The 22,490-nt window shown below is 59.5% G+C and carries 20 protein-coding genes; 10 read left to right on the forward strand and 10 right to left on the reverse strand.

Going from position 1 to position 22,490, the window contains the following annotated elements:
* Positions 1-2 precede the first annotated feature (2 nt).
* The 3 genes from ACVWY6_RS10660 to ACVWY6_RS10670 are packed head-to-tail and all read left to right on the forward strand — an operon-like array spanning position 3 to position 2,145.
* Positions 3-662, forward strand: a complete 660-nt coding sequence (locus ACVWY6_RS10660) for a VOC family protein (RefSeq protein ID WP_457537889.1) — start codon at positions 3-5, stop codon at positions 660-662.
* Positions 659-904, forward strand: coding sequence for a hypothetical protein (locus tag ACVWY6_RS10665; RefSeq protein WP_457537891.1), 246 nt, complete (start codon positions 659-661; stop codon positions 902-904). The genes ACVWY6_RS10660 and ACVWY6_RS10665 overlap by 4 nt, the downstream gene beginning before the upstream one ends.
* Positions 901-2,145 (forward strand): alpha/beta hydrolase, encoded by a 1,245-nt coding sequence (locus tag ACVWY6_RS10670; RefSeq protein ID WP_457537893.1) that lies wholly within the window; start codon positions 901-903, stop codon positions 2,143-2,145. Before ACVWY6_RS10665 ends, ACVWY6_RS10670 begins: the two co-directional genes overlap by 4 nt.
* 33 nt (positions 2,146-2,178) lie before the next feature.
* Here ACVWY6_RS10670 and ACVWY6_RS10675 read toward each other — a convergent pair whose 3' ends face one another.
* Together ACVWY6_RS10675 and ACVWY6_RS10680 are read right to left on the reverse strand one after the other, a co-directional pair.
* On the reverse strand, positions 2,179-2,697 hold the full coding sequence (locus tag ACVWY6_RS10675) for an SRPBCC family protein (protein WP_457537895.1): 519 nt from the start codon (positions 2,695-2,697) through the stop codon (positions 2,179-2,181).
* Complete coding sequence (locus tag ACVWY6_RS10680) at positions 2,694-3,113, reverse strand: ArsR/SmtB family transcription factor (RefSeq protein WP_457537896.1); 420 nt, start codon at positions 3,111-3,113, stop codon at positions 2,694-2,696. Before ACVWY6_RS10680 ends, ACVWY6_RS10675 begins: the two co-directional genes overlap by 4 nt.
* A 246-nt stretch (positions 3,114-3,359) precedes the next feature.
* On the opposite strand from ACVWY6_RS10680, the gene ACVWY6_RS10685 reads away from it, so the two are divergent.
* Together ACVWY6_RS10685 and ACVWY6_RS10690 are read left to right on the forward strand one after the other, a co-directional pair.
* Positions 3,360-4,526, forward strand: a complete 1,167-nt coding sequence (locus ACVWY6_RS10685; protein WP_457537897.1) for a DNA cytosine methyltransferase — start codon at positions 3,360-3,362, stop codon at positions 4,524-4,526.
* Positions 4,516-5,538 carry a DNA cytosine methyltransferase gene (locus ACVWY6_RS10690; protein ID WP_457537899.1) on the forward strand — a complete coding sequence of 341 codons (1,023 nt, stop codon included), beginning with the start codon at positions 4,516-4,518 and terminating at the stop codon, positions 5,536-5,538. Before ACVWY6_RS10685 ends, ACVWY6_RS10690 begins: the two co-directional genes overlap by 11 nt.
* On the opposite strand, the gene ACVWY6_RS10695 is transcribed toward ACVWY6_RS10690, so the two are convergent.
* From ACVWY6_RS10695 to ACVWY6_RS10715, 5 genes are all read right to left on the reverse strand, one after another.
* A complete protein-coding gene (locus tag ACVWY6_RS10695) occupies positions 5,535-6,716 on the reverse strand; it encodes a 5-methylcytosine restriction system specificity protein McrC (protein ID WP_457537900.1) in 1,182 nt (393 codons plus the stop codon). The genes ACVWY6_RS10690 and ACVWY6_RS10695 overlap by 4 nt on opposite strands.
* 61 nt (positions 6,717-6,777) lie before the next feature.
* Entirely contained in the window at positions 6,778-8,460 is a 1,683-nt protein-coding gene (locus ACVWY6_RS10700; protein WP_457537901.1) for an AAA family ATPase, read from the reverse strand.
* 815 nt (positions 8,461-9,275) lie between these two features.
* Complete coding sequence (locus ACVWY6_RS10705; RefSeq protein WP_457537903.1) at positions 9,276-11,444, reverse strand: RNA-binding domain-containing protein; 2,169 nt, start codon at positions 11,442-11,444, stop codon at positions 9,276-9,278.
* Between the two features lie 269 nt (positions 11,445-11,713).
* Complete coding sequence (locus ACVWY6_RS10710; protein WP_457537905.1) at positions 11,714-12,664, reverse strand: DUF808 domain-containing protein; 951 nt, start codon at positions 12,662-12,664, stop codon at positions 11,714-11,716.
* Positions 12,665-12,936: 272 nt separating this feature from the next.
* Positions 12,937-13,434, reverse strand: a complete 498-nt coding sequence (locus tag ACVWY6_RS10715; protein ID WP_457538584.1) for an FAD-dependent oxidoreductase — start codon at positions 13,432-13,434, stop codon at positions 12,937-12,939.
* 309 nt (positions 13,435-13,743) lie between these two features.
* Here ACVWY6_RS10715 and ACVWY6_RS10720 point away from each other — a divergent pair, with 309 nt between their 5' ends.
* Together ACVWY6_RS10720 and ACVWY6_RS10725 are read left to right on the forward strand one after the other, a co-directional pair.
* On the forward strand, positions 13,744-14,955 hold the full coding sequence (locus tag ACVWY6_RS10720; protein ID WP_457537907.1) for a DUF6745 domain-containing protein: 1,212 nt from the start codon (positions 13,744-13,746) through the stop codon (positions 14,953-14,955).
* A gap of 31 nt (positions 14,956-14,986) precedes the next feature.
* On the forward strand, positions 14,987-15,472 hold the full coding sequence (locus tag ACVWY6_RS10725; protein ID WP_457537908.1) for a hypothetical protein: 486 nt from the start codon (positions 14,987-14,989) through the stop codon (positions 15,470-15,472).
* A 136-nt stretch (positions 15,473-15,608) separates the two neighbouring features.
* On the opposite strand, the gene ACVWY6_RS10730 is transcribed toward ACVWY6_RS10725, so the two are convergent.
* Positions 15,609-16,166, reverse strand: coding sequence for a hypothetical protein (locus ACVWY6_RS10730; protein ID WP_457537910.1), 558 nt, complete (start codon positions 16,164-16,166; stop codon positions 15,609-15,611).
* Positions 16,167-16,436: 270 nt separating this feature from the next.
* Here ACVWY6_RS10730 and ACVWY6_RS10735 point away from each other — a divergent pair, with 270 nt between their 5' ends.
* Positions 16,437-16,931, forward strand: coding sequence for a hypothetical protein (locus ACVWY6_RS10735; protein WP_457537912.1), 495 nt, complete (start codon positions 16,437-16,439; stop codon positions 16,929-16,931).
* Positions 16,932-17,275: 344 nt separating this feature from the next.
* Here ACVWY6_RS10735 and ACVWY6_RS10740 read toward each other — a convergent pair whose 3' ends face one another.
* Both ACVWY6_RS10740 and ACVWY6_RS10745 read right to left on the reverse strand, forming a co-directional pair.
* Positions 17,276-17,464 carry a hypothetical protein gene (locus tag ACVWY6_RS10740; protein WP_457538586.1) on the reverse strand — a complete coding sequence of 63 codons (189 nt, stop codon included), beginning with the start codon at positions 17,462-17,464 and terminating at the stop codon, positions 17,276-17,278.
* A 7-nt stretch (positions 17,465-17,471) separates the two neighbouring features.
* Positions 17,472-19,487 (reverse strand): OPT family oligopeptide transporter, encoded by a 2,016-nt coding sequence (locus ACVWY6_RS10745; RefSeq protein WP_457537914.1) that lies wholly within the window; start codon positions 19,485-19,487, stop codon positions 17,472-17,474.
* 233 nt (positions 19,488-19,720) lie between these two features.
* On the opposite strand from ACVWY6_RS10745, the gene ACVWY6_RS10750 reads away from it, so the two are divergent.
* Together ACVWY6_RS10750 and ACVWY6_RS10755 are read left to right on the forward strand one after the other, a co-directional pair.
* The gene (locus ACVWY6_RS10750) at positions 19,721-19,942 is read left to right on the forward strand and encodes a hypothetical protein (RefSeq protein ID WP_457537915.1); all 222 of its coding nucleotides are present in this window, start codon (positions 19,721-19,723) and stop codon (positions 19,940-19,942) included.
* A gap of 57 nt (positions 19,943-19,999) precedes the next feature.
* Entirely contained in the window at positions 20,000-22,180 is a 2,181-nt protein-coding gene (locus ACVWY6_RS10755; protein WP_457537916.1) for a molybdopterin-containing oxidoreductase family protein, read from the forward strand.
* Positions 22,181-22,490: the final 310 nt, after the last annotated feature.

Raw genomic sequence — 22,490 nt, forward strand, 5'->3', positions numbered from 1 at the left:
TGATGAACGAGCTCGACCACAGGGTGCGCGGCGTCGACCACGTCGCCTACCCGACATTCGATCCGGCGGGCACCGTCCGCTTCTACCGAGATGTACTCGGTTTCCCTGTGGTGCATTCGATTTGTGCGGCAGGCTGGGGTCCGGACAAGCATCCCGACTTCATCCACTTCTTCTTCGACATCGGCAACGACGACCGACTCGCGTTCTTCTACTACTTCGGTCTCGAGCCGTTCGAGGGTGGACCGCAGGGCGATTCGTACTCGCGCTTCGCCGAGGATGTTCCGATTTTCTTCATCCGGTCGCGACACCTCGCCATCCACGTGGACAACGAAGAGGATCTACTCGAGTACCGCAAGCGCCTCGACGGCAGCGATTGGCCGGTGGAGATGCAGATCCAGCACGAGACCATCGAGTCGATCTACACCCACGACCCGAATGGCTACATGATCGAGATCACGCGGGCGATGCGTCCGGTGACGCCGCAGGAGGATCTTGATGCGAACCTGACGATCGATGCGCTGATCGATGTTGTGTCTGAACCGAACCCGAGCATGGCGGGGCTGCTGACCCGCAAGGCCGAGCTGATTGTTCAGCGCGCCGCGCAGTGGCAGGAAAATCAGGACGCCCAGGCGGCGCTCGACGTGGTGGAGGCCGGCCGATGACCACGTTCTTCATCTTGGATGTGCCCGAGAACAAAGCGGTCGCGGCGGTGGCGGGTGAGGACCCCGATGTCACCGTGGATCACGTGGGGCCGTACTACCGCGTGTCGGCTGACGCGGAGATTGTGGTCGACCGCCGAGCAACGGGCTGTCGCCATGCGGTCTGGTACAGCTGCGTCTCCGGGCTCGCCGCCTCGCGAATTTCGCAGTGGGACAAAGACGCGTTGAAGGTGGAGCCGCTGTGAGCGTTGCTGATGCGGGGGAGCGGCTGGGCGCAGGCCGGTACATCGAGGCCGCGGAGCAACCGTCGAACACGGTGACGTCGGTGCATGAGCTGACGACATTCGACGGTGCCAAGGTGTCTGGGGTGTTGCGGACTGTGCCGTCTGCAACGACTGTGGTCGCGCTGATGCATCCGCGTCAGGATCTCACCCATCACGTGCTGGTACCTGAGCTGTTGGCCCGTGGGTTTGCGGTGTGGACGCAGGGAACGCGGTCGGTGAACAACGACCTGAACTTGATCCATGAGCAGGCGCTGCTGGATGTCGCGGCGGGTCAGGTGTTTCTGCGGGACAACGGTTTCGAGTCCGTGGTGTCGCTGGGACATTCCGGTGGTGGAACGCTGTTTGCGTTCTATCACCAACAGGCGGGGATGGCTCCAGGGGATCGGTTGTCGCAGACGCCCGCTGGCCGGCCAGTTGATCTTGCATCGGCCGAGATGCCGGTGCCCGACGGTGCGTTGTTCATGGCGCCGCATCCTGGACAGGGAGCGTTGCTCCTGCGGCTCATTGATCCGTCGGTCGTCGATGAGAGAGATCCGTTGAGTGTGGATCCGGCACTGAATGCGTTTGATCCGGCGAATGGATATGTGGAGGCGCCTGGTGCGTCGTCGTATAGGCCGGAGTTTGTGGAGCAGTACCGGGCGGCTCAGCGAGCGCGGGTGGAGCGGTTGGATGCTATTGCGCGGACACATGTGGCGCAGAGTGCCGATGCGCGAGCACAATTCAAGGCTTCGGGTGAGCCGGTGGATCGTCGGGCCGCGTTGGCACCGCGGCTGATGACGGTGTACCGGACGGATGCCGATCTACGGTTCGTAGACCCGTCACTGAGTCCGAATGACCGCCCGTACGGGTCGTTGTTCGGTCGTCGGCCTGACCTCACCAACTATGGGTTGGTCGGTTTCGGCCGACTGTCTACTGCGGACGCATGGTTGTCGACGTGGTCGGGACTGTCGAGCAATGCTGCGTTCGTGCAGTGTGCGCCGGGGGTGCAGGTGCCAACGCTGTTCGTCGAATTGACCGGGGACCAAGCGTGTTTCCCCGACGATGCTCTGGAGATGGTTGATGCGTTGGGGTCGGATGACGTGACGCATGTGCGTGTCGAGGGGACCCACTTTGGTGGTCCGATTCGCGACGGAGCACCGACTGGGGCGAGTCTGGCTGCGGCGGAGATCGGTGGGTGGTTGGGGGAGCGGTTCGAGTCTTGACGTCCACGCCGCCGGGCGACATGGGCGTGGGTACTACTTCCCCTCGGCCACTTCTCGCTGGATCCCTAGGTAGTACTCCTGCTGGGCAGGGTAGTAGTCGTCGAAGTCGATAGCACCCGGATCCGCGCCGTTCAGCGCGGCGACCAAGCGGTCGAGGTAGTACTCCCAACCCGGCCCAGTGTTCTCGATTGTTGTTGGGTCGTCGATGACTTGGCTCAGCGTGAGCGTCGTGACCCCGTCGGCCTCTGTTAATTCGACGATGAGATTCCACGTCCCGAAGTCGTCGGTGGTGACCACTTGCAGCACTCGTGGTGGTTCGCAGCGTTCGATGTTGTAGCGCGCGGGCGTGACGTCGTCACCTTCGGCATTCATGGTGAACTCGACGTAGCCCTGTTCAGGGTCGCCCGTGTAGAAGCCGATCCACCTTGCGAGCCGGTCGGATTCGGTGACGGCTGCCCATACGTCGTCGATCGGGGCACGGAAGGTGCGAACGAACGCCACTGCGTCGCCCTCGGAGCGCGGGGTGAATGATCCAGTCGGTGTGATGGTCATGCGGTCTCCTCGTCGTTAGTGGCCGTTGTGGGTTGTCGAGACGAACGACGTTGCTTGACAGTGCGCCGCACCTCGGTGTCGAGAGCGTCGAGAGCTGATTCGGTGACGGGAAGGCGGCGCTCGCCGGTGGTAGTGGCCGGTTCGATCGTGCCCGTGGGCGTCAGTTCGGCGATGAACTGCCGGACTTCGTTGATAGGCCGTGCGTCCAGTCGGTAGTGCCGTTCACGTCCCCTGTCTTCGGCGACCACCAACCCGGCTTCAGTGAGCACCCGTAGGTGTCGGCTCACCGCGGGTCGCGAGATCGGGTGCGCATCAGACAGACTCGAACACAGATCTACCACCCGCGTGGGGCCGCCGACGAGTGTGAGCAGGATGCTGCGCCGCACGGGGTCGGCCAGTGCCTCGAACACGCTCACGAGGAGAATGGTAGCCGATCGGTTACCGTTTCTATGTGGGTCCCTAGTGTGGTTTGCATTTCGGACGATTGCTGTGCGGCGCAGCTCACAATGTCCCGCGGTAGCCGAACCGGTAGCGCGGGCCCGATGAGACGCATGTGGACAACAGGGTCCTGCCGTCTGTCCGACGCAGTCCGCCCCAAAGATGGTCGGACCCGGACATAGAGGGTCGAGACAAATGTCAGCGGCGTAATTTACACTGCGGTGGTGCAGAAAACCAGGGCGTGGGCCTCCGCCGATCTGTTCAGCGGTTGTGGCGGCATGTCCGCCGGGCTTGAGGCCGCAGGCAGTTTCGACAACGTCTACGCAGCAGACAACGATCGCTGGGCAAATGCAACATACGAACGGAACCTCGGCCACCGACCAGACGGCACCGACCTCCTTGTACTGACCGATCCAAGAAAGCGGCGCGAGTGGGGGGACCGCCTCCGTGCCGACGTCGGGGGCCGCCCGTTCCTTTTGGCGGGCGGGCCGCCCTGTCAGGGTTTCTCCTCGCATGTGAAGACTAAGGGTGATCGTCAAGGACGGAACCGGCTTTTTGAGCTCTTCGGCGAGCTCGCGGTCGAACTGATGCCAGAGGTCATACTGATCGAGAACGTCGCTGACCTAGTCTCGGCTCGGTCGTGGAGTCTTTTTGACGAGCTGCGAACCAACTTGGTGAGAGCGGGCTACACGGTGCGCGCCCGAATCGTCAATATGGCCCAGCTCGGAGTTCCTCAGGAACGGTTCAGGACCGTAGTCCTGGCCAGCAGGAATGGAACCCCGTCTTTCCCCGCAGTGCAAAGGCGCCCTCACGAGTACTCCACTGTAAAGGAATGGATAGGCGATTTGGAGCCGATCGCGAGCGGTCAAGTCAACCTCGCGGATCCGATGCATGTGACATCCAAGCACCGCGAATCCACGCTCGAAGTACTGCGCCAGGTGCCGCACGATGGTGGGTCGCGGCCTCGGGGTATAGGGCCGGGATGTCTAGACCGGACATACGGTACGCACGGTGGGTACACCGATGTCTACGGACGGCTTTCCTGGTCCAACGCGGCGCCGACTATTACAGCGCGATGCCGGACGCCCAGCTGTGGTCGATTTGCACATCCAGAACAGGACCGCGGACTGACGGCGCGTGAAGCGGGGCTCCTGCAAACATTTCCTCGCGAATGGTATTTCGAAGGGCCATTCGACGATCGTTATAAACAGATTGGCAACGCCGTGCCGCCACTAGCGGCACGCGCATTCGCGGAGCACATCGCCGCGGGAATGCCCGAGGTTGCAGAAGAAGTCGGACTTTTCGAGGTCCGAGATAAACCGGTAGGTAGTAGCTTTTCGGTTTTGATACCGGGAATAAGAAAGCGAGGTGGAATCTTAAATGACAAGTAGTCCAGCTATCGACGCCTTTAGTGGGGCCGGCGGTCTGTCACTCGGCCTAAGCAACGCGGGCTTCGACATGCGATTGGCATTCGACAATAACCAGATTGCAGTCGACACGCATCGCAAGAATCTACCAGGTCGCGCTGAGGTGCTGGATGCTGCTATGACGTCAGGCAGTGAACTACTCGAACTTGCTGGACTCGAACGCGGCGAGGCAGCCTTGCTCGCGGGTGGCCCTCCTTGCCAGGGGTTTTCGCTGCAACGTCGAGGTGCACGAGATGATCCTAGGAACTTACTCGTTTTACGTTATCTCGATTGGCTCGACGAAATACGTCCGCGAGCATTTTTAATCGAAAACGTAACCGCGATACGAAGTATCAGAGGTACTCACCTTCTTAATGCAGTCGAAGAACGCGCAAAAGAGCTGGGGTTCGACGTTCACTCTAAAATTCTGAATGCCGTGGATTTTGGTGTGCCCCAAAGACGACGGCGGGCTTTCCTCGTAGGGGTGCCGTCAGGCTCGAAATTTTTCTGGCCTGCGGAGTCCGATAAACCCCCCCGAACTGTCCGTGACGCATTTACCGAACTACCGGCTCCCCCACGTGATGGCACGCCACATCCGTTTGTGCCTAATCATTACCGTGAGACCCGGCTTAGTGCCCGGAATGTCGAGCGGATTCGTCACGTTCCTGAGGGCGGGGGTAGAGAGCACTTACCGGAAAGACTTCAATTAAAGTGCCATTCCGGCACTCATCGCCACCTCGATACTTATGGGCGACTATCGCGGGATGAACCCGCAGTAACGATCACTGCGCGGTTTGACAGCTTTACTCGTGGCCGGTTCGGGCATCCCACCGAAGACAGAAGCATTACCCTGCGCGAAGGTGCCCGGTTGCAGTCCTTCCCAGACGATTTTGTGTTTTTAGGAAACCGTGAGGATGGTGCGCGCCTAATCGGTAACGCGGTACCGCCTCTTCTCGCCGAACAGATCGGGAAAAGTATCCTAGCAGCGATATCCTAAGCTGGATGATTTTCGAGTTCGGACAAGCGAGAAGAAATCCAAGCTTGAATCAGAAGCTCGGTTTCGATAACCCGCGTCGGGTCCACGGAGATAGTGAATATTGAACAACCGCCGCGTGTTTGCCCAAGCCTTCTAACCTGTGGAGGGCTCACTATGGCTGGTGTGACAATCGTTGCGGCGCGTGCCGAGAACGCATCCGCGTGCGCAATCAGTTGATAGATCGCGTCGTCGGATACTTTCTCGCCGGAGCGGCGATACTTCGCGTCCAAAATCAATGTGCCGTGTTCGAGCTTGAGAACGATATCCGGGTCTGCTCTTTTGGCGATGCACTGCTCGGTACCCGTGTCGTTGTGAAACAAAGAAACGCCGAGTGAGCTTCCAACGAAAGTGGATAGCGGATGCAAGTTCCTGCAAATTGAAAAAATCGCTTCCTCGAAGACACGGGCTACATTGATCCAGGCGCTGAACCTGCTTGTCGATTGTGTAGATGTAGGCGAAATGTCCGGAACTCCATCTAATATAGTCCTCGCCAAAGAAATTGCTCTCGCCGTGACCGGGTCCGAGATCCCCTCAAGGGGAACAAGGTCTGGGGCCGACTGCAGCTGGGCGCCGGAAAGTGAAATAATGCACTCCCGGAGGAGTTTGAGCCCTACGTCATTGTTGGGAAGCAAATATTGCGCGCGAATTCCGGCTGCGAGGAGGGTTCGATTTAGCGGTGTGTCCTCTGAGAGGTGCCGCCACGTAGCCACCATAACGTTTTCCTTACCGTGCGACCATGGCCTGCGGATGCTGTCTCGAATTAGCAATCTGCCACGCGGTCGCGATGTCAGGGCCGTCAAGTCCGAGTACTCCTTCAGTACCCCGTTTTGCAGACACGATGCGACTGCGTCTGTGTACGCGCGTGCGACGGCGTCATTCGGTGTTAGCGTTCGATTTGAGTAGGAGGATTGTTCTCCAATCTTCCTGCCGGTTCGGGATAGCTCCAGACAAGCTGAAACGGTACCAGGCACGAGTTCCGCAACCACGATCTCTTCGCTTCCGATCAGGAGCGTCCCAACATATGGGCCGATCTCAAGCTCGTATCCAAGTCGGGTTGATCGAAGGTTCGCAACCCCTGCCAAAACCCACGGAAGTGAAAGCACCTCCTCGGGGGATACCGTTATTTCGTCTTTTGTCATCAAAATTTTGTCGTATGACCTGACGTTGTGAGTCATCTGTTATGGCAATCGTTGGTCGGCGTTAGCTATTATCGATCTCTTTCCCATCCACGGCGTGAGATGACCCGACGGCGGGCCCTGCCTCTGCGTAGTCTCGAAATACTGTTGATTTCCAGATATATCCCGATTCGATTTTGTCCGGCTCGGGGTAAATTACGAGGTTTCCGCGTCGTAAGAAGTATCGAAGACTTTCATGCCAGAGATCGAAAAGGTCACGCTCATCACGAACGCCAACAAACACCCCGTGCCCAAACGGAGTGTCACTTGGTAGGGCCGCAAACCAGGATACAACCGTCTCGACCAGTGGTGGCCGCATACCGGCCGTTTGAAGAAGCTTGGTAAGAGCTAACGGACTGCTGGGTATTTCTATCTGTCGAAGACGGCGAATCATTGCGTCGTCCATATTTACGACACTCCGATCCGCAGGGTTCATTGTCGCGAGAATGATAAGATTCGTAGCAATCGAAAAGCTTCCGTTCAACACCGGCACCCGGAAAGTTCTGTCCCGATATTCGATGTATGTGAAAAGCTCCCCAAGCACGTTCGCAACATCGGCGCGACTCAGCTCGTCAATGATTAACACGAATGTATTCTCGGGGTCAGAGCGGGCTCGCTCGTTTATTTCGAGGAGAGCGCCAAGTTGAGGCTTGAATCCAGATTCGGAAGGAGCTAGGCCCCCTATGAACTCTTCGTATGTGAAGCCAGCGTGGAACTGGAGCGTGGTCAAGCGCGTAAGGTCGCCTTCGACTAGAACCGTCGCCGCCATGATCGCCGCGCGCGTCTTGCCTGTACCGGCTTGTCCTACGAGCGCGATAATTTGGCGGTGACCGAATCGTCGGCACTTCTTCACGATAGTGGAAGTGATCGGCTCAGGGTCTGGGGGTGCATCCAAATTGGTATGGGTCTGGCCGAGCCATTGAACGTATTTGATACTATCGGTCGTAGAATTGAATGGTGGCGGGTCCGCAATAATCTCATCAAGTAGGGGAGTGAACTCTATGTTCAAATGCCTGAAGCCGTCCGGTCTATCTCGTGGTTCGAGAAGGAGATTCTTGAAGGCTGCCCTTGAAAACCAGGTGTCCAACCGGTCAGATTGATTGTCGCCTGCATCCGGCTGACGCGGCCCAAGCAGTCGCTCCATCAGAACCGGGTCTGATGGGTCGTAGCCGGGCGTCTTACGCGCCTCGTTCACGCGAGAGATGGCTTCTGGCACCTGTTCGTCTTTGAGGCAAGTGGTGAGTGCCCTGCCCATCTCCTCCCAGTGTAGTTTGTTGTCAAGTGACCGCATCATTCGCCAAATTGCTAGAAGCGGACGGATGTCGGTGCCAATGGGGTAGTCGATCTGGCTTAGGGGACTGTCGAGTTGATAACGAGCCAACGCGGGAGCAACCAGTTGCGCGATCCGCGGCCTACTTGCGACCGCTAATTGCCTCCCATAGTCGTCGACGGATTGATATTGTTCGTTTAAAACTCGGAGCAAGTCTGATCCCAATGCCGTTGAATGGAGAAATCCTCCATCGTCGTACAAAAGACCGAGTCCCCGAAAGAGGGTCTTGTAGGTGCGAAATCTTTGGTTTGCCTGTTCCTGCAACTCTGGTGCGACCTGCTTATTTCTAATCTTGAGTTTGCTCCGGACCGAGTCGTACGGCGCCCTCCATTCCAGCCCGTCTGCCAACAGCATTCCATGAAGAGCGGCGGCGCCCACGTCTCGTGCAGTTCCTCCGACGCTGAGCTCGGGTACTACATCGCGGCCTGAGATGTCCCAATGATTCGTCACGTCACAACATTTGCACGGTAGACGGGCAATGTCACGCACGAGAGGGCTGCAGTGCAATCCACGGTTGCTCTGCGGCGCCAACGGTCCATTGAGATCCGAGCGACGTGCCGGCGACGGTAGCTCCGCCACGTCCGGCGCCACGCTTGATATAGCTAGTGTCAGCACGGTTAGAAAAGTGCGCTGCTGCGTTGAACCTACACGACTCAATCTGGAAGGAGTGGCCGGCGCGTTAAATCAGAATGAGTCACGCGCCGCTGCTCTCGGCGTTGTCTTCCTGTTACGGGCGAGCATGTGATCACGTGGTCCGGGTTCTGGACCGCATACTCGTCCGCTTACAGGTCCGGAGGCTATAGGACCCCCCAGCTTTGCCGCGCGATAAGCCGGGTGTTGCGTTGGCCTGTGGTTCGAAACCTGCGCGTGAATCCGCCAGTCCGTCAATTGCTATCTGTCTTTTGCTGCCTCTTCTGTGACTCGTCCGTATAGTTCAGCGTCGCCGCAATGAGCGGCCCTTGGATTGTGCTGCGGTTGCGGTGCGGTCGAGTCGTCGCATCTGTAGTTTGACGAGCTGCCTGGAAATCGCTGTGGCCAATAATTGTTTTCCAATATGTTGACGCGTATAGAAGGCGGACGGAGCGGGTGTGCATAGTAGTAGGCGCGGACAATGTAGCTAATGAACGGTGCCTACGTCGCGCAGCGCTGCGAGTGTTTCGTCGAGAATTCGACTAAAGTTGCCGCGCTGATATTTATTGAAAATGATCGCGGACGTAGGACGTTATGTCCTGCCCAGCCAACGACTGGGTGTTCGCGTTTTGGCGTACCCAAAGGACATCCGACTTACCAAGAATCGCGCGCTGTGGCCAGACGGGCTCTGGCGACGCTGGAAAATCGACAGACATGATGCGCACACCTTTCACTTCTGGGAAGCCGATTGATATACGAGAGGAAACAGCGTTCCCAAGGCTTTCGTTCAAAGTGGTTTGAACTTTCAGGGTGAGGCGGTCAATTGAACCTCGGCAAGCTTTGACGTCTTCGTCCAATCCTACTATGCCTCCAGAGTCGTTCACGCCGACGTAAATTGTGCCGCCAATCGAATTCATGAATGATACGCCAGCTTTTAGGAAGGAGTCGCGTACATCCGCTTCTTTTCCGCCGGCGATTGGCACACAGAACGTAGTCTTGAACTCGAGCCTCTTAGATTCCCCCGTTGCAATATGCGCGAGTATGGATTTAGACTGAAGCGCCATTGCCTGTGCGGTTTTCAGGGGATCGAGACTTGCCTTCCACCCTAATGTCAGGAGTTTTGAGGGCGCCCATACCCCTCGGTCGAACTGGATTATTCCCAAGTTCTCGAGTCGGTTTATTGCGGCTGGGTACATCTCGTCAAATTCCTCCAGTCCGCCCTCGGTCATCAGATGCTGCAGTAGCTGCCATTCAGTAGTGTAGAACTTTTCGATGTGTGAGAGTATCTGATCAATTTGGCTGGATACTGCTCTTTGGTATCTTGCTAGCGCGGACTTAACTGAAATCTCATCGATAGATATTATTTCGAGACCTTGATCGGCTATATTGCGAGTAGCTTGTGAGGCGAGTTCACGAACCAAGATCGCATGGCCGCCGGTCTCGACGTGCACTAGCGCCGCAGCGGCGTCACTCCAGAGAAAGCCCTGGCGGGCGCCGAGGACCTGCAGGAGGTCGAGGGTATCATCGATCGTTAGGGGAGCGACATAGTAAGGCTTCGCGAAGCTGAACAATGGGTTTTCTCGGCCGTACAACTCTCTGGCCTCTACTGAGGCACTTGCAAGACCGGCGAGTATCAGGCTGACCCGGCCACCTTCGCCGCCTGAGCTCTCTTGGACCAACTTGCGAAGAACGCCAAAGAATTGAGGTATCAAGGATGATGTGCTAGTCAAGGCGCCATTCTCGGCCCCGGGGGGGCAGAGGTACTCAACCTCATCCAAAATTAGAACTAAATGAAGATGGCGGCTGGATCCGTGGTGCATAATTCTTTGAATCGCTCGCTTGAAGTCCAGCAGAGACGAATCCGGGGTAAGTTCGCTTAGCGGTTGTGTGCGAAACTTCGAATCCGATAGTCGGCGGCGAATTTTCTCGGTCAAGTCCAACATGAGCTCGCGCACTGGATTGCCGAAATCGATATCTGGAAGGTCTTCCAAGTCCTGGTACACGTAGACAGTACGAGTGGTTCCGGGAGAGTCTTCCGAGGCGATCCGGTTTTGGCGCTCCAGCTCCATTAGAACCGACGTCTTCCCGGTCTTGCGCATCCCAAAGATTGCCGGTATTTGTTGATTCTTCACGTTAGCGCTGATTGAGTTTAGCAGGATACGCCGACCGAAAAATTGATCTCCGGTCACCGAACCGTGCTGAGTGTAAGGGTCAATCGAGTGAATGCGCTTTGCCATATCTCGTATCAACGCTTCGGCATCAGTGTCCTGAGCCCGCCGCCATAAGGGAATGAAAACTTTTGTTGCATCGCTAAACTCGTCCAGTTTCAAAGTTAAACGGGGGTCTGAGGAGCTTAGAAAGGTCAACCACCTGGTGTAGTTACCGCGATCTTCGGGAAGATATGCCAGCATCTCCGGTATTCTTGTCACCGTGCGCGACTGTATGTCGTAATGCGGCGAATAGATCACTGGTACTTCCGCGCTGAGTCCAAACCGTTCCTCTAGCGTCCTGCCAAAACGAACGAGGACTATCCATGAGCCCCTAAAACGTTCCTCGGCGATCAGCTTCCGGGCGAAAACATATTCGGACCCCAGTCGACGGAAGTTTGCGCGGTCATCTCTACTCGACGGAAAGTCGGTGGCCAGCTCTTCAAGACGCTTTACAATATCTGGGTTGCGCATTTCCTTTACTGAACCAGCTAAAAACTTCGAATGTGGGTTGGGCAAGATCAAGGGAACTCCCGGCTCTCTTTGGAGGTGCGTTCGCCGTGGCTTCCCGCCCAACTCTATATTGTCAGCCGTTCGAGTGCGTATAGATCAACCGCATCTGTCTGAGTTCTAGATGGTCGTGCCCTAGTTCTGCAGGCCGCGTGGGTGCCAGCGGGCTAGTGGCCGCGTCCGAGACATCCAGAGCGGGTCGGCACAGTTGCTGGCAGGGCCGCCACCGTTGTGGTCGTTCTTGATCACAGGCAGTTGCATGATCGCCCACGCGATTAGGCTCCTCAGTGCGCCGCCACGTCCTTCTTCTTCCGCTTCGGAACCACATGCATGATCGCCACGATGATCGCACCAACAATGAGTCCGATAACTGCAGAAGCAGTGGTACCAAGCACCCACGACAGCACGCCACCGAACCAACCGTGGACGAGTTCTTCACCCCAGTGTTCGAGGTGGTGGAGTTGATCTGTCGGCCAATGAAAGCCGGCCTCGCCGACGTTGATCAGCAGGATGTGTCCGCCCACCCACAGCATCGCGGCGATACCGACGACGGTGAGGATGCTCATCAGCTTGGGCATTGCTGCCACCAGCCCGCGGCCGACCTTCTGGCTCACCGTGGAGTTGCGCTTGGCCAGCGCCAGGCCCAGGTCGTCCATCTTCACGATCAGGGCCACCACGCCGTAGACGAGCGCGGTGATGAGGAACGCCACGGCGATGAGGACCATCAGGCGGGTGACAAACGGCTCGTCCTCTACCGACGCCAGCGAGATGATCATGATCTCCGCCGACAGGATCAGGTCGGTGCGGATGGCGCCGCTGACCATCGTCTTCTCGAAGTCGGGACCACGGTCGCTCGGCTCCACCACCTCTTCGTGGTGTCCGGCAAACGCCTCGTAGACCTTCTCGGCCCCCTCGTAGCAGAGGAACGCCCCGCCGACGATCAGCAGATACGGAAGCGCCCCGGGGAGGAACTGGCTGAGGATCATGGCCACCGGGAGGATGATCAACAGCTTGTTGCGGATCGACCCGAGCGCGATCTTGCGGATGATCGGCAGCTCCCGGTCCGGGGTGAATCCGTGCACGTAGCGGGGAGTCACCGCGGTGTCGTCCACCACCACGCCCGTCGCCTTCACGCTCGCCTTGCCGGCAGCGGCCGCGACGTCGTCGAGAGTCGCCGCAGCAGCCTTCGTGATCGCAGCAACGTCATCGAGTAGAGCTACGAGACCACCAGCCATGGCAGACGCCTCCTCAGGTCATCGGTTCAGTTGAGAACAATACGTCGTGGCCGGACCCAGTTCTGTCCGAAGACGCAGGTGACCCCCCGCCGCTCGTCAGAACATCGACCGCGATGCCTCACCTCACGGAGTCTGCTTTCCCTGAGGCGGTCCACACGGCCCGATGCCACGTGCTGCTGTACCCCAGCTCACCGATGTGAAACGGACATGCGCTGGTGCTCGTAGAAGAGCTGCTCCGCAGTCACCCGAATGACAACGTCCTGCTGTGGAGGTCAGTGGCCTTTCGCGAACTCGTTGATCAAAGACCGCGCGGTGACGATCCCTGACTCGATGGCCCCGTCCACCACCACGCCGTTCCAGCCGCGGGCGAAGTCGGCGCCGGCGAATCGCAGCCGCGAGTCGCTCGAGAGAAAGTTGCTCCATCCGTCGAAGAACTGTCCCGACCGCAACGTCGCCCAGGTCTGCCCCGACCACTTGTCCGCCACCCAGTCGTGGCCTCCGCAGTCCAGCACCTTCAGATCGTCGCGCCACACGTTGAGGGCCTTCTGCGCAGAGTCCACGTCCTGGAGGTCGATGGCGTTGTGGTCGGACCCGAAGCCCACCAGGATGGTGGCGTCCTCGTCGTCGAGGAAGTACTCGCTGCGCGAGGGTCGGCGGGCTTTGGGTGGCTTGGGGTTCTGGTGGATGCGTGGTCTGCCGCGCGAGCGGCTCCGGGTTTGGCGCGCGGGTCGGGACCCCGCTCGGGGTACCGGCCGACGCGTGGTCTGCAGCGCGAGCGGTTCCGAGTTTGGTGACCGGGGTTCGGGGCTGGCTCGCGGTTCTAGTGGACGCTCGGTCTGTAGCGCGCGCCTCTACGGGTTTGGCGTGCGGGCGGGACGCTCGCTCGGAATACCGGCCGACGCCCGGTCTGCAGCGCGAGCGGGTCCGGGTTTGGCGCGCGAGGTCTGGGGGTGAGATTCAACTGGCCACCCGAAACACCTTGTCCGGAAACAAGTTCGCGGACACCTCTTGCCAACTCACGCTCCGAGTGTCACTCTGGGAAACATGACTACAGGAAAGGCGGATCCCGCCACCGTCGCGTGAGCGCCGCATACGTGCCCTCGGTTCTTGACCGCCGAGCGCCTCTTGACCATCATTCTCAGTTCGATTTTGAACATCAACGCACCATCGCTGACATTCATGCAGCGTGGCTCTCGCACGCACTGACCACCGGGCCGAGCGACCGGAGTTCTGCCGAAGCCGCTGTCGCGCAGCTGTATCGACTGGCAGACCGTCCGGTACCTGAGTTCGTATGGGTGTCATCACCGCCCGCGGGTGCCGACTTGATCGTCGCCGACGGACTCGCGTCGTCGGTGCCAATCGCTCACGGGATGCGTCAGTCCGCACATTCCGATGTGGCAGCGGTCATCACCAGGTCGAAAAGGCGAATGGCGGCGCGAATCGATCCACACCGTCGCGTTCGCCGATTTGGGTGGTGGCAGGCCCCGGTGCTGCCGCCGGATCCCAATCCGGCGCCGAGGGCAAGAGCGCGCCGGGAGATCCGGGATTCGTTGCACACCAGTATTTCTGATGGAATAGCCGCCGCGATCCGTTCCCTTACTCCGCCGATCGCCGGCTACGTCACCTGGTATGGGCAACACGAAGTTCCTTGGATCGCGCACTGCGTCGCCGGGCCGCAGTTGGGTCTGGCCAGGTATGCGCCGGAAGACGTCGAGATCCTGGACATCCACTGCGCGTTGGCGCGAGCGACGGGATGGTGGTGGCCATTCGACAACGTCTGCGTCATGGCTGAACGGCCCACAGAGCTGCACACCGAACCCACCCCGGATGCACAGTTCGGCCAACGTCGACTTCATCACGAAGCTGAACCGGCGATCCAATTCGCCGATCGGAAAGCACTTTACGTGCTCCATGGCACTGTCGTCCCCGAATGGGTGATGCATGATCCGACCGTTGAACGCATTGCTCGCGAGCGCAACGTCGAGGTCCGCCGTTGTGCGATCGAGCGCCTCGGCTGGGACGTCTATATCTCGGAGGCTGGTATGACGCTGATCGATCAGGCCGATGATCCCGGGAACTCCGATGGCACTCTGTCGCTCTACGCAACTCCGCCCACCGTGCGCCGGAATGGACGAATACTGCTCGTCCTCAATGGCTCACGGGAACGGGACGGGACTCGTCGACGCTACGGGTTGCCAGTACCGGACGGAATGTCTTCCGCCCTCGACGCCGCCGGCTGGACCTACGGCATCAGCGGCGACGACTACTCACGTCTCGTTCGCCGCACCTGACAAACAACTACCAACAACCCAAGGAAACAACATGAACTCCACCATGACCCTGTCCGATCTCTCCGCGCTCACGGGCCTCGAGGTGTTCGACTACCTCGACACCGAGATGTCGATTCCCATCGTCGACGGACTGCAGGCGCAGGGCGACCTCATCGTCACTCCCGCCGACATCTTGCCGATGGTCACTTCGTACCCGAATGCACGTCCCGAACCGGTGCCACAGGCGGGAATTGAACTGCTGCGCAGCGCAGCCGGAAGAAATCCGCACAGCCTCGTCTCCGAGGACGGCAACTGCACGTGGATGGCGGGTGTAATCGATCCGAGAGGTCTCGCACTCGGCATCCTCGACACCCACGTGGTTGCGTACCTGATTCATCCCGAGCACGGTGCCACGGGAATCGCACCCGGGCGCTATGTGATCGGGCGTCAGCAGGAGTTCGACACGACTATTCGTCGGACACCGCCGGCCTGGACGAACGACTCGTATTGGGGCAGGGGGCGACTCGTCGCTGACTGACGCCCGGTATATGAGATGCCCGCGGAATACCGACGAACTTGATCCGCGGGCCGTCTCGGGGGGCCGCCTGATCTCGAACAAGTAGGTGCCGCCGGCAGAACCACCGCCATACGACGGTGGTTCTGTCGGCAATGGCCTACTCGTCGTCTGCGTCACCTGAGCAACTTGCAGTCGCACCTGGGCCGGAGGACGTATTGGTGACAATGACTCGGTCGCCCTGCCTGATCGTGCAGGTAATTGACCCTTGGGATTCAATGCCGTTGCTGGCAATCAACGAAACGGACTTCAGGATTCCGGTGACCTCAACTTGTTTGGTCCACGGGATCGCGATATTTGTCTCCTGCGCAGTATCGAGTTCCCCGGTGGTGAACGTCGCCGAGCCGGTCGGCCCATCGCCGGTGATCTCGTAGGTCACCTGAACAACTTCATTCGATTCTTTGTTGACCTCGTTTACTGCGCCGCCTATCAACGCGGCGCAGCTGGCGATGCCTGCGATGATCACGATGATGATCGCGAGAAGTACCCAAGGCCAGATCTTGCGCTTCTTAGGTGGTTGCTGCGGGGTGTAGTACCCACCCTGCTGCGGATACTGACCCTGCGGATAGGGCTGTCCGCCTTGGTATGGATTGTTTTGCTGTCCGTCCCCGTACGGGTTGAACGGCTGTCCTTGGTTGGGTGGTTGCTGGTCGGGCATTGAAAGCGTGCTCCTCGTGCAGTGGTGTGTTTTACGTAGGGAACCACACAAGGGTTGATGAACTGGTGGGGACGGATATATCTGCAGCAGAGGAGGTTTCGTTGAGCTAAGTGCATCTATTCGTACGATAGACAAATGCAACCACTTCCCGTAAGTGACGCTACTTCGGTGGAGCTACTGCCGACAAAGTGGTCGGGGGACGTGGGTGATCCGAGTCGCCGGGAGGATTGCCGGGCTGCTCATTGACTCGACATGTAAGACTTCGTACCCATGAGCCGTCGTAAGGTGCATCTGGTAGCCCGTATCACCGGCCATGCCGCCTGGTGGGCGTTTGTGGTCGCTACGTTGTTCGCCGGAGGAATCACCTGGCTCGGTAACGATCACGAGTACCAACACCCGCCGTTCCTTCTTCGGTCGGACGAATGGATGGTGTACTCGACGGTGCCGGATTCATCAACAGCCACCGCGGATTATGTCGATGTGGCCGTGGCCCTTCCGTATGAATGGTGGAAGGATGGCGAACTGCTCTCGGCGGCACTGTTTGTGGTGGTGATGATTGCCGCTGTGGTTGAGGCGACTGTAGCTCGTCGACTATGGCAAGGGTTGATCACCGTGGGGGCGCCATGTGTTGCCTTGGGTCTGCTTGTGATTGCGACTCCCGACACGGCCACCGAACCCGATATGACGACCGCGCTGGTTCTGGTACTCCTGGCCGTCACCGTGCGTGAGGTCTGGGCGCGATGCTTCGCGCCTCGGAAGGTCTGAACAGGCCGGAGCAATCGTTCGACTCCCGTCCCGGCGATCACCTCGGCGCGGCTGCGCACGGTCGAACCTGATCGTCAAACGCGCTCGAAGGTTCGAAAGCCAACTGCAGGCGCTCGGAATGCTTCGACCGCGGGTGAGGGTGCCACTAATCGATCGCATCGTCTGGCTGTCAGTCCATGGAACCGCGGTCTGACCGTGGGCTCCGAAAAAGACGATGTTGCCGTTGGATTCATGCTGGTCGGCATTCTTGGCTTCGTGGTGGTCAGCAGTCTGTGACTGTCAAGCCTCCTTGAGTGAAGCAGGATGGCCTGTGTAACGCCCGGTCGGCTCCGAATCCGAGGTCCTCACGCAAATGTCGTGGCACTCAACACCGCAACAACCACACCCGCAACCACCAATACCCCGACAACCGTGGCCATGGTCCAGGCCAGGCGCCGCCGGTGTTTGGTCGCGGCGTTGATGCCGACTCCGATGCCGACGAGGATCGCCACCGAATACAACGAGATACTGAGAGTCAGTGCTGCAGGAGAAATGGCGCACTCACCCCTTGTCCAGCTTGATCGACTCGCCCTCGGCCGGCTTGGCCGCGATCTGCTGAGTCTTCTTGTACAGCCACGCAATAACGGCGACGAAGACGATCACACCGAGGTACTCGGAGATGTTCTCGAATCCGCTGCCGACAATGGCGAGCGGGCTCTCGTCGTCGGTCGCGGCGACGATGCCGGCGAACACCACACCGAAGAGGCTCTCACCGACGATGAGGCCGGTGGCCAACAGGACGCCCATGCGCTTCTTGCGTTCTACTTCGACGCCGGACTTCTCGGCCCACTTGTTGTAGAAGGTGCCGAGGATGGCGCCGATCGGGATGACCAGCGTCAGCGAGATGGGCAGGTACATACCCATACCCACGGCCAGCGGCGGCAGACGGAACTTGCTGTTGGTCGTCCGGGTCAGCACCTCGTCGACAACGATGATGGCGATACCGATGAGCGCACCGACGCCGATCAGGTTCCAGTCCAAGTCGGAACCGAACACGCCCTTGGCGAGCGAAGAGATCAGTGCAGCTTGCGGGGCCGCCAGAGCGTCGTCGGTGGCGCCCGGGGCGCCGACGAATCCGAAGGCCGTCTGCATCAGCTGCAGGATCGGAGGGATCACGGCGGAACCGAACAGCACTCCGATCACCAACGCCACCTGCTGCTTCCAGGGCGTGGCACCCACGAGCTGACCGGTCTTGAGGTCTTGGAGGTTGTCGTTCGAAATGGTCGCGACACCAAAGATCACCGCCGTGGTGAACAGCGTGAACGCGATCAGAGCAGTGTTCTGAGCGTCGGTGGCATCGCCGTACACCATCTTGATGAGCAGGGCGGCGATGAGGACAACAAGAATGCCAACCCCGGAAATCGGGCTGTTGGACGATCCAATGAGGCCGGCCATGTAACCACACACCGCCGCGACCACGAGCCCGATCACAAACACCAAAATGATGCTGACAGCGATGATTCCGGTGGCCGTACCGTGCAATGCGGTGTTGTGCACAAAGTCCCACAGGAGTAGCCCGATGGGGATCAGGGCCACCACGATGACAAGCCCGACGTAGGTGATGGGGATGTCCTGCTCGGTCAGCTCGACAGACGATCCCTTACGGCGACTTCTGGCCGACACCATCGCTGTCTTGATGCCCTTGATGATCGGGCCGATGATCTTGAGCAGGGTCCAGATCGCGGCAACCGCGATGGCTCCGGCGCCCACGAACCGAACATCCGAAGAGAAGATGCTGCCGACCCCGTCGAGCAGGGTCTCGCCCGCGGGCAGGTTTCCGTTGCTCTGGATGGGCAGGATGATGCCGAACGAGATGACCAGGCCGATGAGCATGGCGATACCGACGGTCAGTCCGACGAGATGACCCACGCCGATCAGGGCCAGCGACAAGCTGGCGCCCCACATCGTCCCGCCTGCACCGACTTTGACCGCACCGGCCAATGAGTTGCTGATGATCTTGAGGTTCGCGAGAAGGTTGAACGCAGCGGCAACCACCGACCCGATCAGGATGATCCGCAGCCCGCCCCTGTTTTCCTCGGCGCCCTGGGTGGTGTCGCCTACCCGGAGCACCTCGGCCGCCGCCACCCCCTCGGGATAGGGCAGATCAGATCCCGTCACCAACGCTCGGCGTAGGGGGATCGAGTACATGACGCCGAGGATGCCGCCGATGGCGCACACCGCCACGGTGATCCAGTACGGGAAGCCGGTCCACCAGCCGACCATGATCAAACCGGGCAACACGAAGATGATCGCCGAGAGAGTGCCCGCAGCCGACGCGATGGTCTGCACGATGTTGTTTTCGACAACGGTGTGGTTGGCGAAGTAGCGCAGGATGCTCATCGAGATGACGGCCGCCGGGATCGCTGTGGCGAAGGTGAGACCCACCTTCAAGCCGAGGTACACGTTGGCGGCCGTGAACACGAGGGTGATCAGTCCGCCCAGGATGATTCCCCGGACAGTCAGTTCCCGTAGTCCGGGCGACTTCTTGTCCGTTACGGTTGCGTCCTCTGTGGACATGTTGCTACCCCTCATCTTGAACGGGTCTGGTGATCATTAGCCGCCGAAACAAAAGCATCGTTGACCGTGACACTGTAATCCCGAACCCGCCGCTGCGGACTACCTGTCGCCCAAAACCCCACAGGCGACAAGAACGTGCTGGCTGAACGGCCCGGCCCTGTGCTCGTCGGAGATCGGACAATGCGTCTTTGGAAACGGTCCCGGAGCCTGGTTCTGCTGGTAGTTTCCGCAAGATGGGACCCACCGTCGCACGCCTGGCCCGTCTGTTCCCGAGCATTCTGATGGCGGCGGTCCTCGTCGCCGCAGCTGGGTTCTCCGGCGCGGGAGGTGCAGGTGCGGCACCGGGCTTCTTTCATCCGCCGGCCGAGGTCCCGGCAGCCCCGGAACCCGCCCACCTGACCTCGTCACCTTTAATCCCCATTTCACCCGAGTGCAACATGAGGCGCGCCTACTAGAAGGGTCGAAGTCTTCGCCAACGCCCTCACTCCAAACTGCCCTTGGAGGACAGTCCCATGACTCTTGTGCCCGAAATGGACTCCGTTGTAGGTAAAGAACTCACGATCGTGCGCGGAGCGTGTCCCCACGATTGTCCCGACACCTGCGCCATGCTCTACCACGTCGAAGACGGCAAACTCGTTGACGTCAAAGGGGATAAAGAACACCCGATGACCCGAGGTGGCCTCTGCGTCAAGCTCAAGAACTTCCCTGAGCACCACTACCAGGCCGACCGATTGATGACGCCCATGCGACGCACCGGGCCCAAGGGTGCTGGTGAGTTCGAACCGATCACGTGGGACGAGGCTCTCGCCGAGATCAAGGAACGCTGGACGGCGATCATCGACGAGTACGGCAGCGAGGCGATCATGCCGCACGCCTACCTCGGTCATCAGGGCGTGCTGAACGGCCTCACCTCCGGCGATGCCTTCTTCAACCGTCTCGGCTCCACGGTCGCGGAGAAGACGTACTGCGAGTCGGGCTCGTCGACGGCGTGGCACATGACCGTCGGTGGAACAGGTGGCCTCGACATCGAATCGATGGCCCACTCCAAGTACATCATCGTGTGGGGCATGAACATGACCAGTACCAATCTGCACGGCTGGCCGTTCTTGCTCGAGGCTCGTAAGAACAACGGCGCCAAAATCGTTGTCATCGACCCGGTGCGCACTCGCACTGCCCGACAAGCAGATTGGCACATCCCGATCAAACCCGGAACCGACGGTGCGTTGGCGATGGGTCTGATCAACCAGATCATCGAACAGGGCCTGACCGATACCGACTACGTCGACAAGTGCACCGTTGGTTACGCCGAGCTCGCCGAGCGGGCCGCGAAGTACTCATCCGAGTACGTCTCGGAGATCACCGGTATTCCCGCCGACGACATCCGAACTTTGGCGCGCGAATACGCGACCAGCCAGCCGGCGGCCATCCGGCAGGGTGTGGCGCTCGAGCGTAGTCGTGGGGGTGGCCAGGCGATCCGGGCGATCACCTGTCTGCCCGCACTCGTCGGTGCGTGGCGCCACGTCGGCGGCGGAACGATGGAGATGCCGATCTGGGAGTTCCCCACCAAGTTCGACGCGATCTGCATGCCCGAGTGGATTCCTGAGGGAACCCGGGTGATCAACGAGCTGGACCTCGGTATGGCCCTCACCGGTGAAATGCCGCTCGACCCGCCGCTGAAGTCGCTGTTCGTCTACAACTCGAATCCGGTCTCGCAGGGGCCTGCTCAGAGCAAGACCATGAACGGTCTGATGCGCGACGACCTGTTCACCGTGGTCAGCGACCACTTCATCAACGACACAGCGAAGTTCGCCGACATCGTGTTGCCGGCAACCATGCAAGCCGAGCAACTCGACATCATGGTCACGTGGGGTCACCTCTACATCTCGCTCAATCAACCGGCAATCGAACCGCCGGGTGAGTGTGTACCGAACGTCGAACTGTTTCGCCGCCTCGCAAAGACGATGGGCTTCGATGACGACTACTGGAATCGGACCGATGAGCAGATGCTGATCGACTTCCACGACTGGGACGCACCGGCGCTGGAAGGCATCACGTTTGAGAAGCTCAAGGAGGTCGGCTGGATGCGGCTCAATGTCGGGATGCCCGATGTCCGGGCTCCGCACGCGGAAGGCAACTTCCCAACGCCGTCCGGTAAGTGTGAGTTCAAGTCGAGCCTGGCCGAAGGCGGCAACTTTGTTGTCCCGGTGTGGCGTTCGATGTACGAGGGGATGCAACCCGGCGGGTACATCGACCCGCTGCCCGACTACATTCCACCGTTCGAGTCGCCCGACTCGAATCCTGAGCTTGCCGCGAAGTACCCGCTGAGCATCGTCTCGCCGAAGCCGCATGCGTTTCTGAACAGCCAGTACGGCAACGCATCTGACAAACAGGCCGTACAGGGAATGCAGCAGGTGTTCATTCATCCCGCCGATGCCGCCGAACGCGGAATCGCGGCAGGAGACCTGGTGCGGGTGTTCAACGACCGCGGCACGTTTCAGGGCCCGGCGGCGCTGGACGACAGTGTGATGCCGGGGTTGGTGATGGCGAATGTCGGGCATTGGCAGAACAAGAGCTCGGGGTCCACCGTCAACTCGATCACCGCTGACCGGCATTCGACACTCGGCAACTCGGGTGTGTACTCCGACAACCTGGTGGACGTGGAGAAGGTTGATGCGCCCGCGATCGCGGTCTAGTGGCACAGGCCGGTTCTGCTGGCGGACCAATCAACCAGCCCGAAGGCGCAAGGTCACCAGTCCACACGGACCCGGTCATGTCGAGGTAACTACTCATAAATGACGTGGAGCTTGCCAGGATCAAGATGAACAAGGTCCCAGTTGTATCGAAATCGAGTCTGCTGGAATCATATTCCGCGCGCTAGGAACCGCCTCTGATCTGGTGTGATGCGTAGTCAGATCGGGTTGCGACCCAACGCAAGAAAACCACCTGTGTCATTCACGATATTCAATAGAAAGTCAATATTAGGAAATGTAACGTTGTCCGAAT

Source organism: Williamsia sp. R60 (genome assembly GCF_054063855.1).

What these genes read in the sequence shown, in the direction of transcription:
- ACVWY6_RS10660 (WP_457537889.1), top strand. Translation starts at nt 3, where the DNA reads ATGAACGAGCTCGACCACAGGGTGCGCGGCGTCGACCACGTCGCCTAC.
- ACVWY6_RS10665 (WP_457537891.1), top strand. Translation starts at nt 659, where the DNA reads ATGACCACGTTCTTCATCTTGGATGTGCCCGAGAACAAAGCGGTCGCG.
- ACVWY6_RS10675 (WP_457537895.1), bottom strand. Translation starts at nt 2,697, where the DNA reads ATGACCATCACACCGACTGGATCATTCACCCCGCGCTCCGAGGGCGAC.
- ACVWY6_RS10690 (WP_457537899.1), top strand. Translation starts at nt 4,516, where the DNA reads ATGACAAGTAGTCCAGCTATCGACGCCTTTAGTGGGGCCGGCGGTCTG.
- ACVWY6_RS10695 (WP_457537900.1), bottom strand. Translation starts at nt 6,716, where the DNA reads ATGACAAAAGACGAAATAACGGTATCCCCCGAGGAGGTGCTTTCACTT.
- ACVWY6_RS10710 (WP_457537905.1), bottom strand. Translation starts at nt 12,664, where the DNA reads ATGGCTGGTGGTCTCGTAGCTCTACTCGATGACGTTGCTGCGATCACG.
- ACVWY6_RS10725 (WP_457537908.1), top strand. Translation starts at nt 14,987, where the DNA reads ATGAACTCCACCATGACCCTGTCCGATCTCTCCGCGCTCACGGGCCTC.
- ACVWY6_RS10730 (WP_457537910.1), bottom strand. Translation starts at nt 16,166, where the DNA reads ATGCCCGACCAGCAACCACCCAACCAAGGACAGCCGTTCAACCCGTAC.
- ACVWY6_RS10735 (WP_457537912.1), top strand. Translation starts at nt 16,437, where the DNA reads ATGAGCCGTCGTAAGGTGCATCTGGTAGCCCGTATCACCGGCCATGCC.
- ACVWY6_RS10745 (WP_457537914.1), bottom strand. Translation starts at nt 19,487, where the DNA reads ATGTCCACAGAGGACGCAACCGTAACGGACAAGAAGTCGCCCGGACTA.
- ACVWY6_RS10750 (WP_457537915.1), top strand. Translation starts at nt 19,721, where the DNA reads ATGGGACCCACCGTCGCACGCCTGGCCCGTCTGTTCCCGAGCATTCTG.
- ACVWY6_RS10755 (WP_457537916.1), top strand. Translation starts at nt 20,000, where the DNA reads ATGACTCTTGTGCCCGAAATGGACTCCGTTGTAGGTAAAGAACTCACG.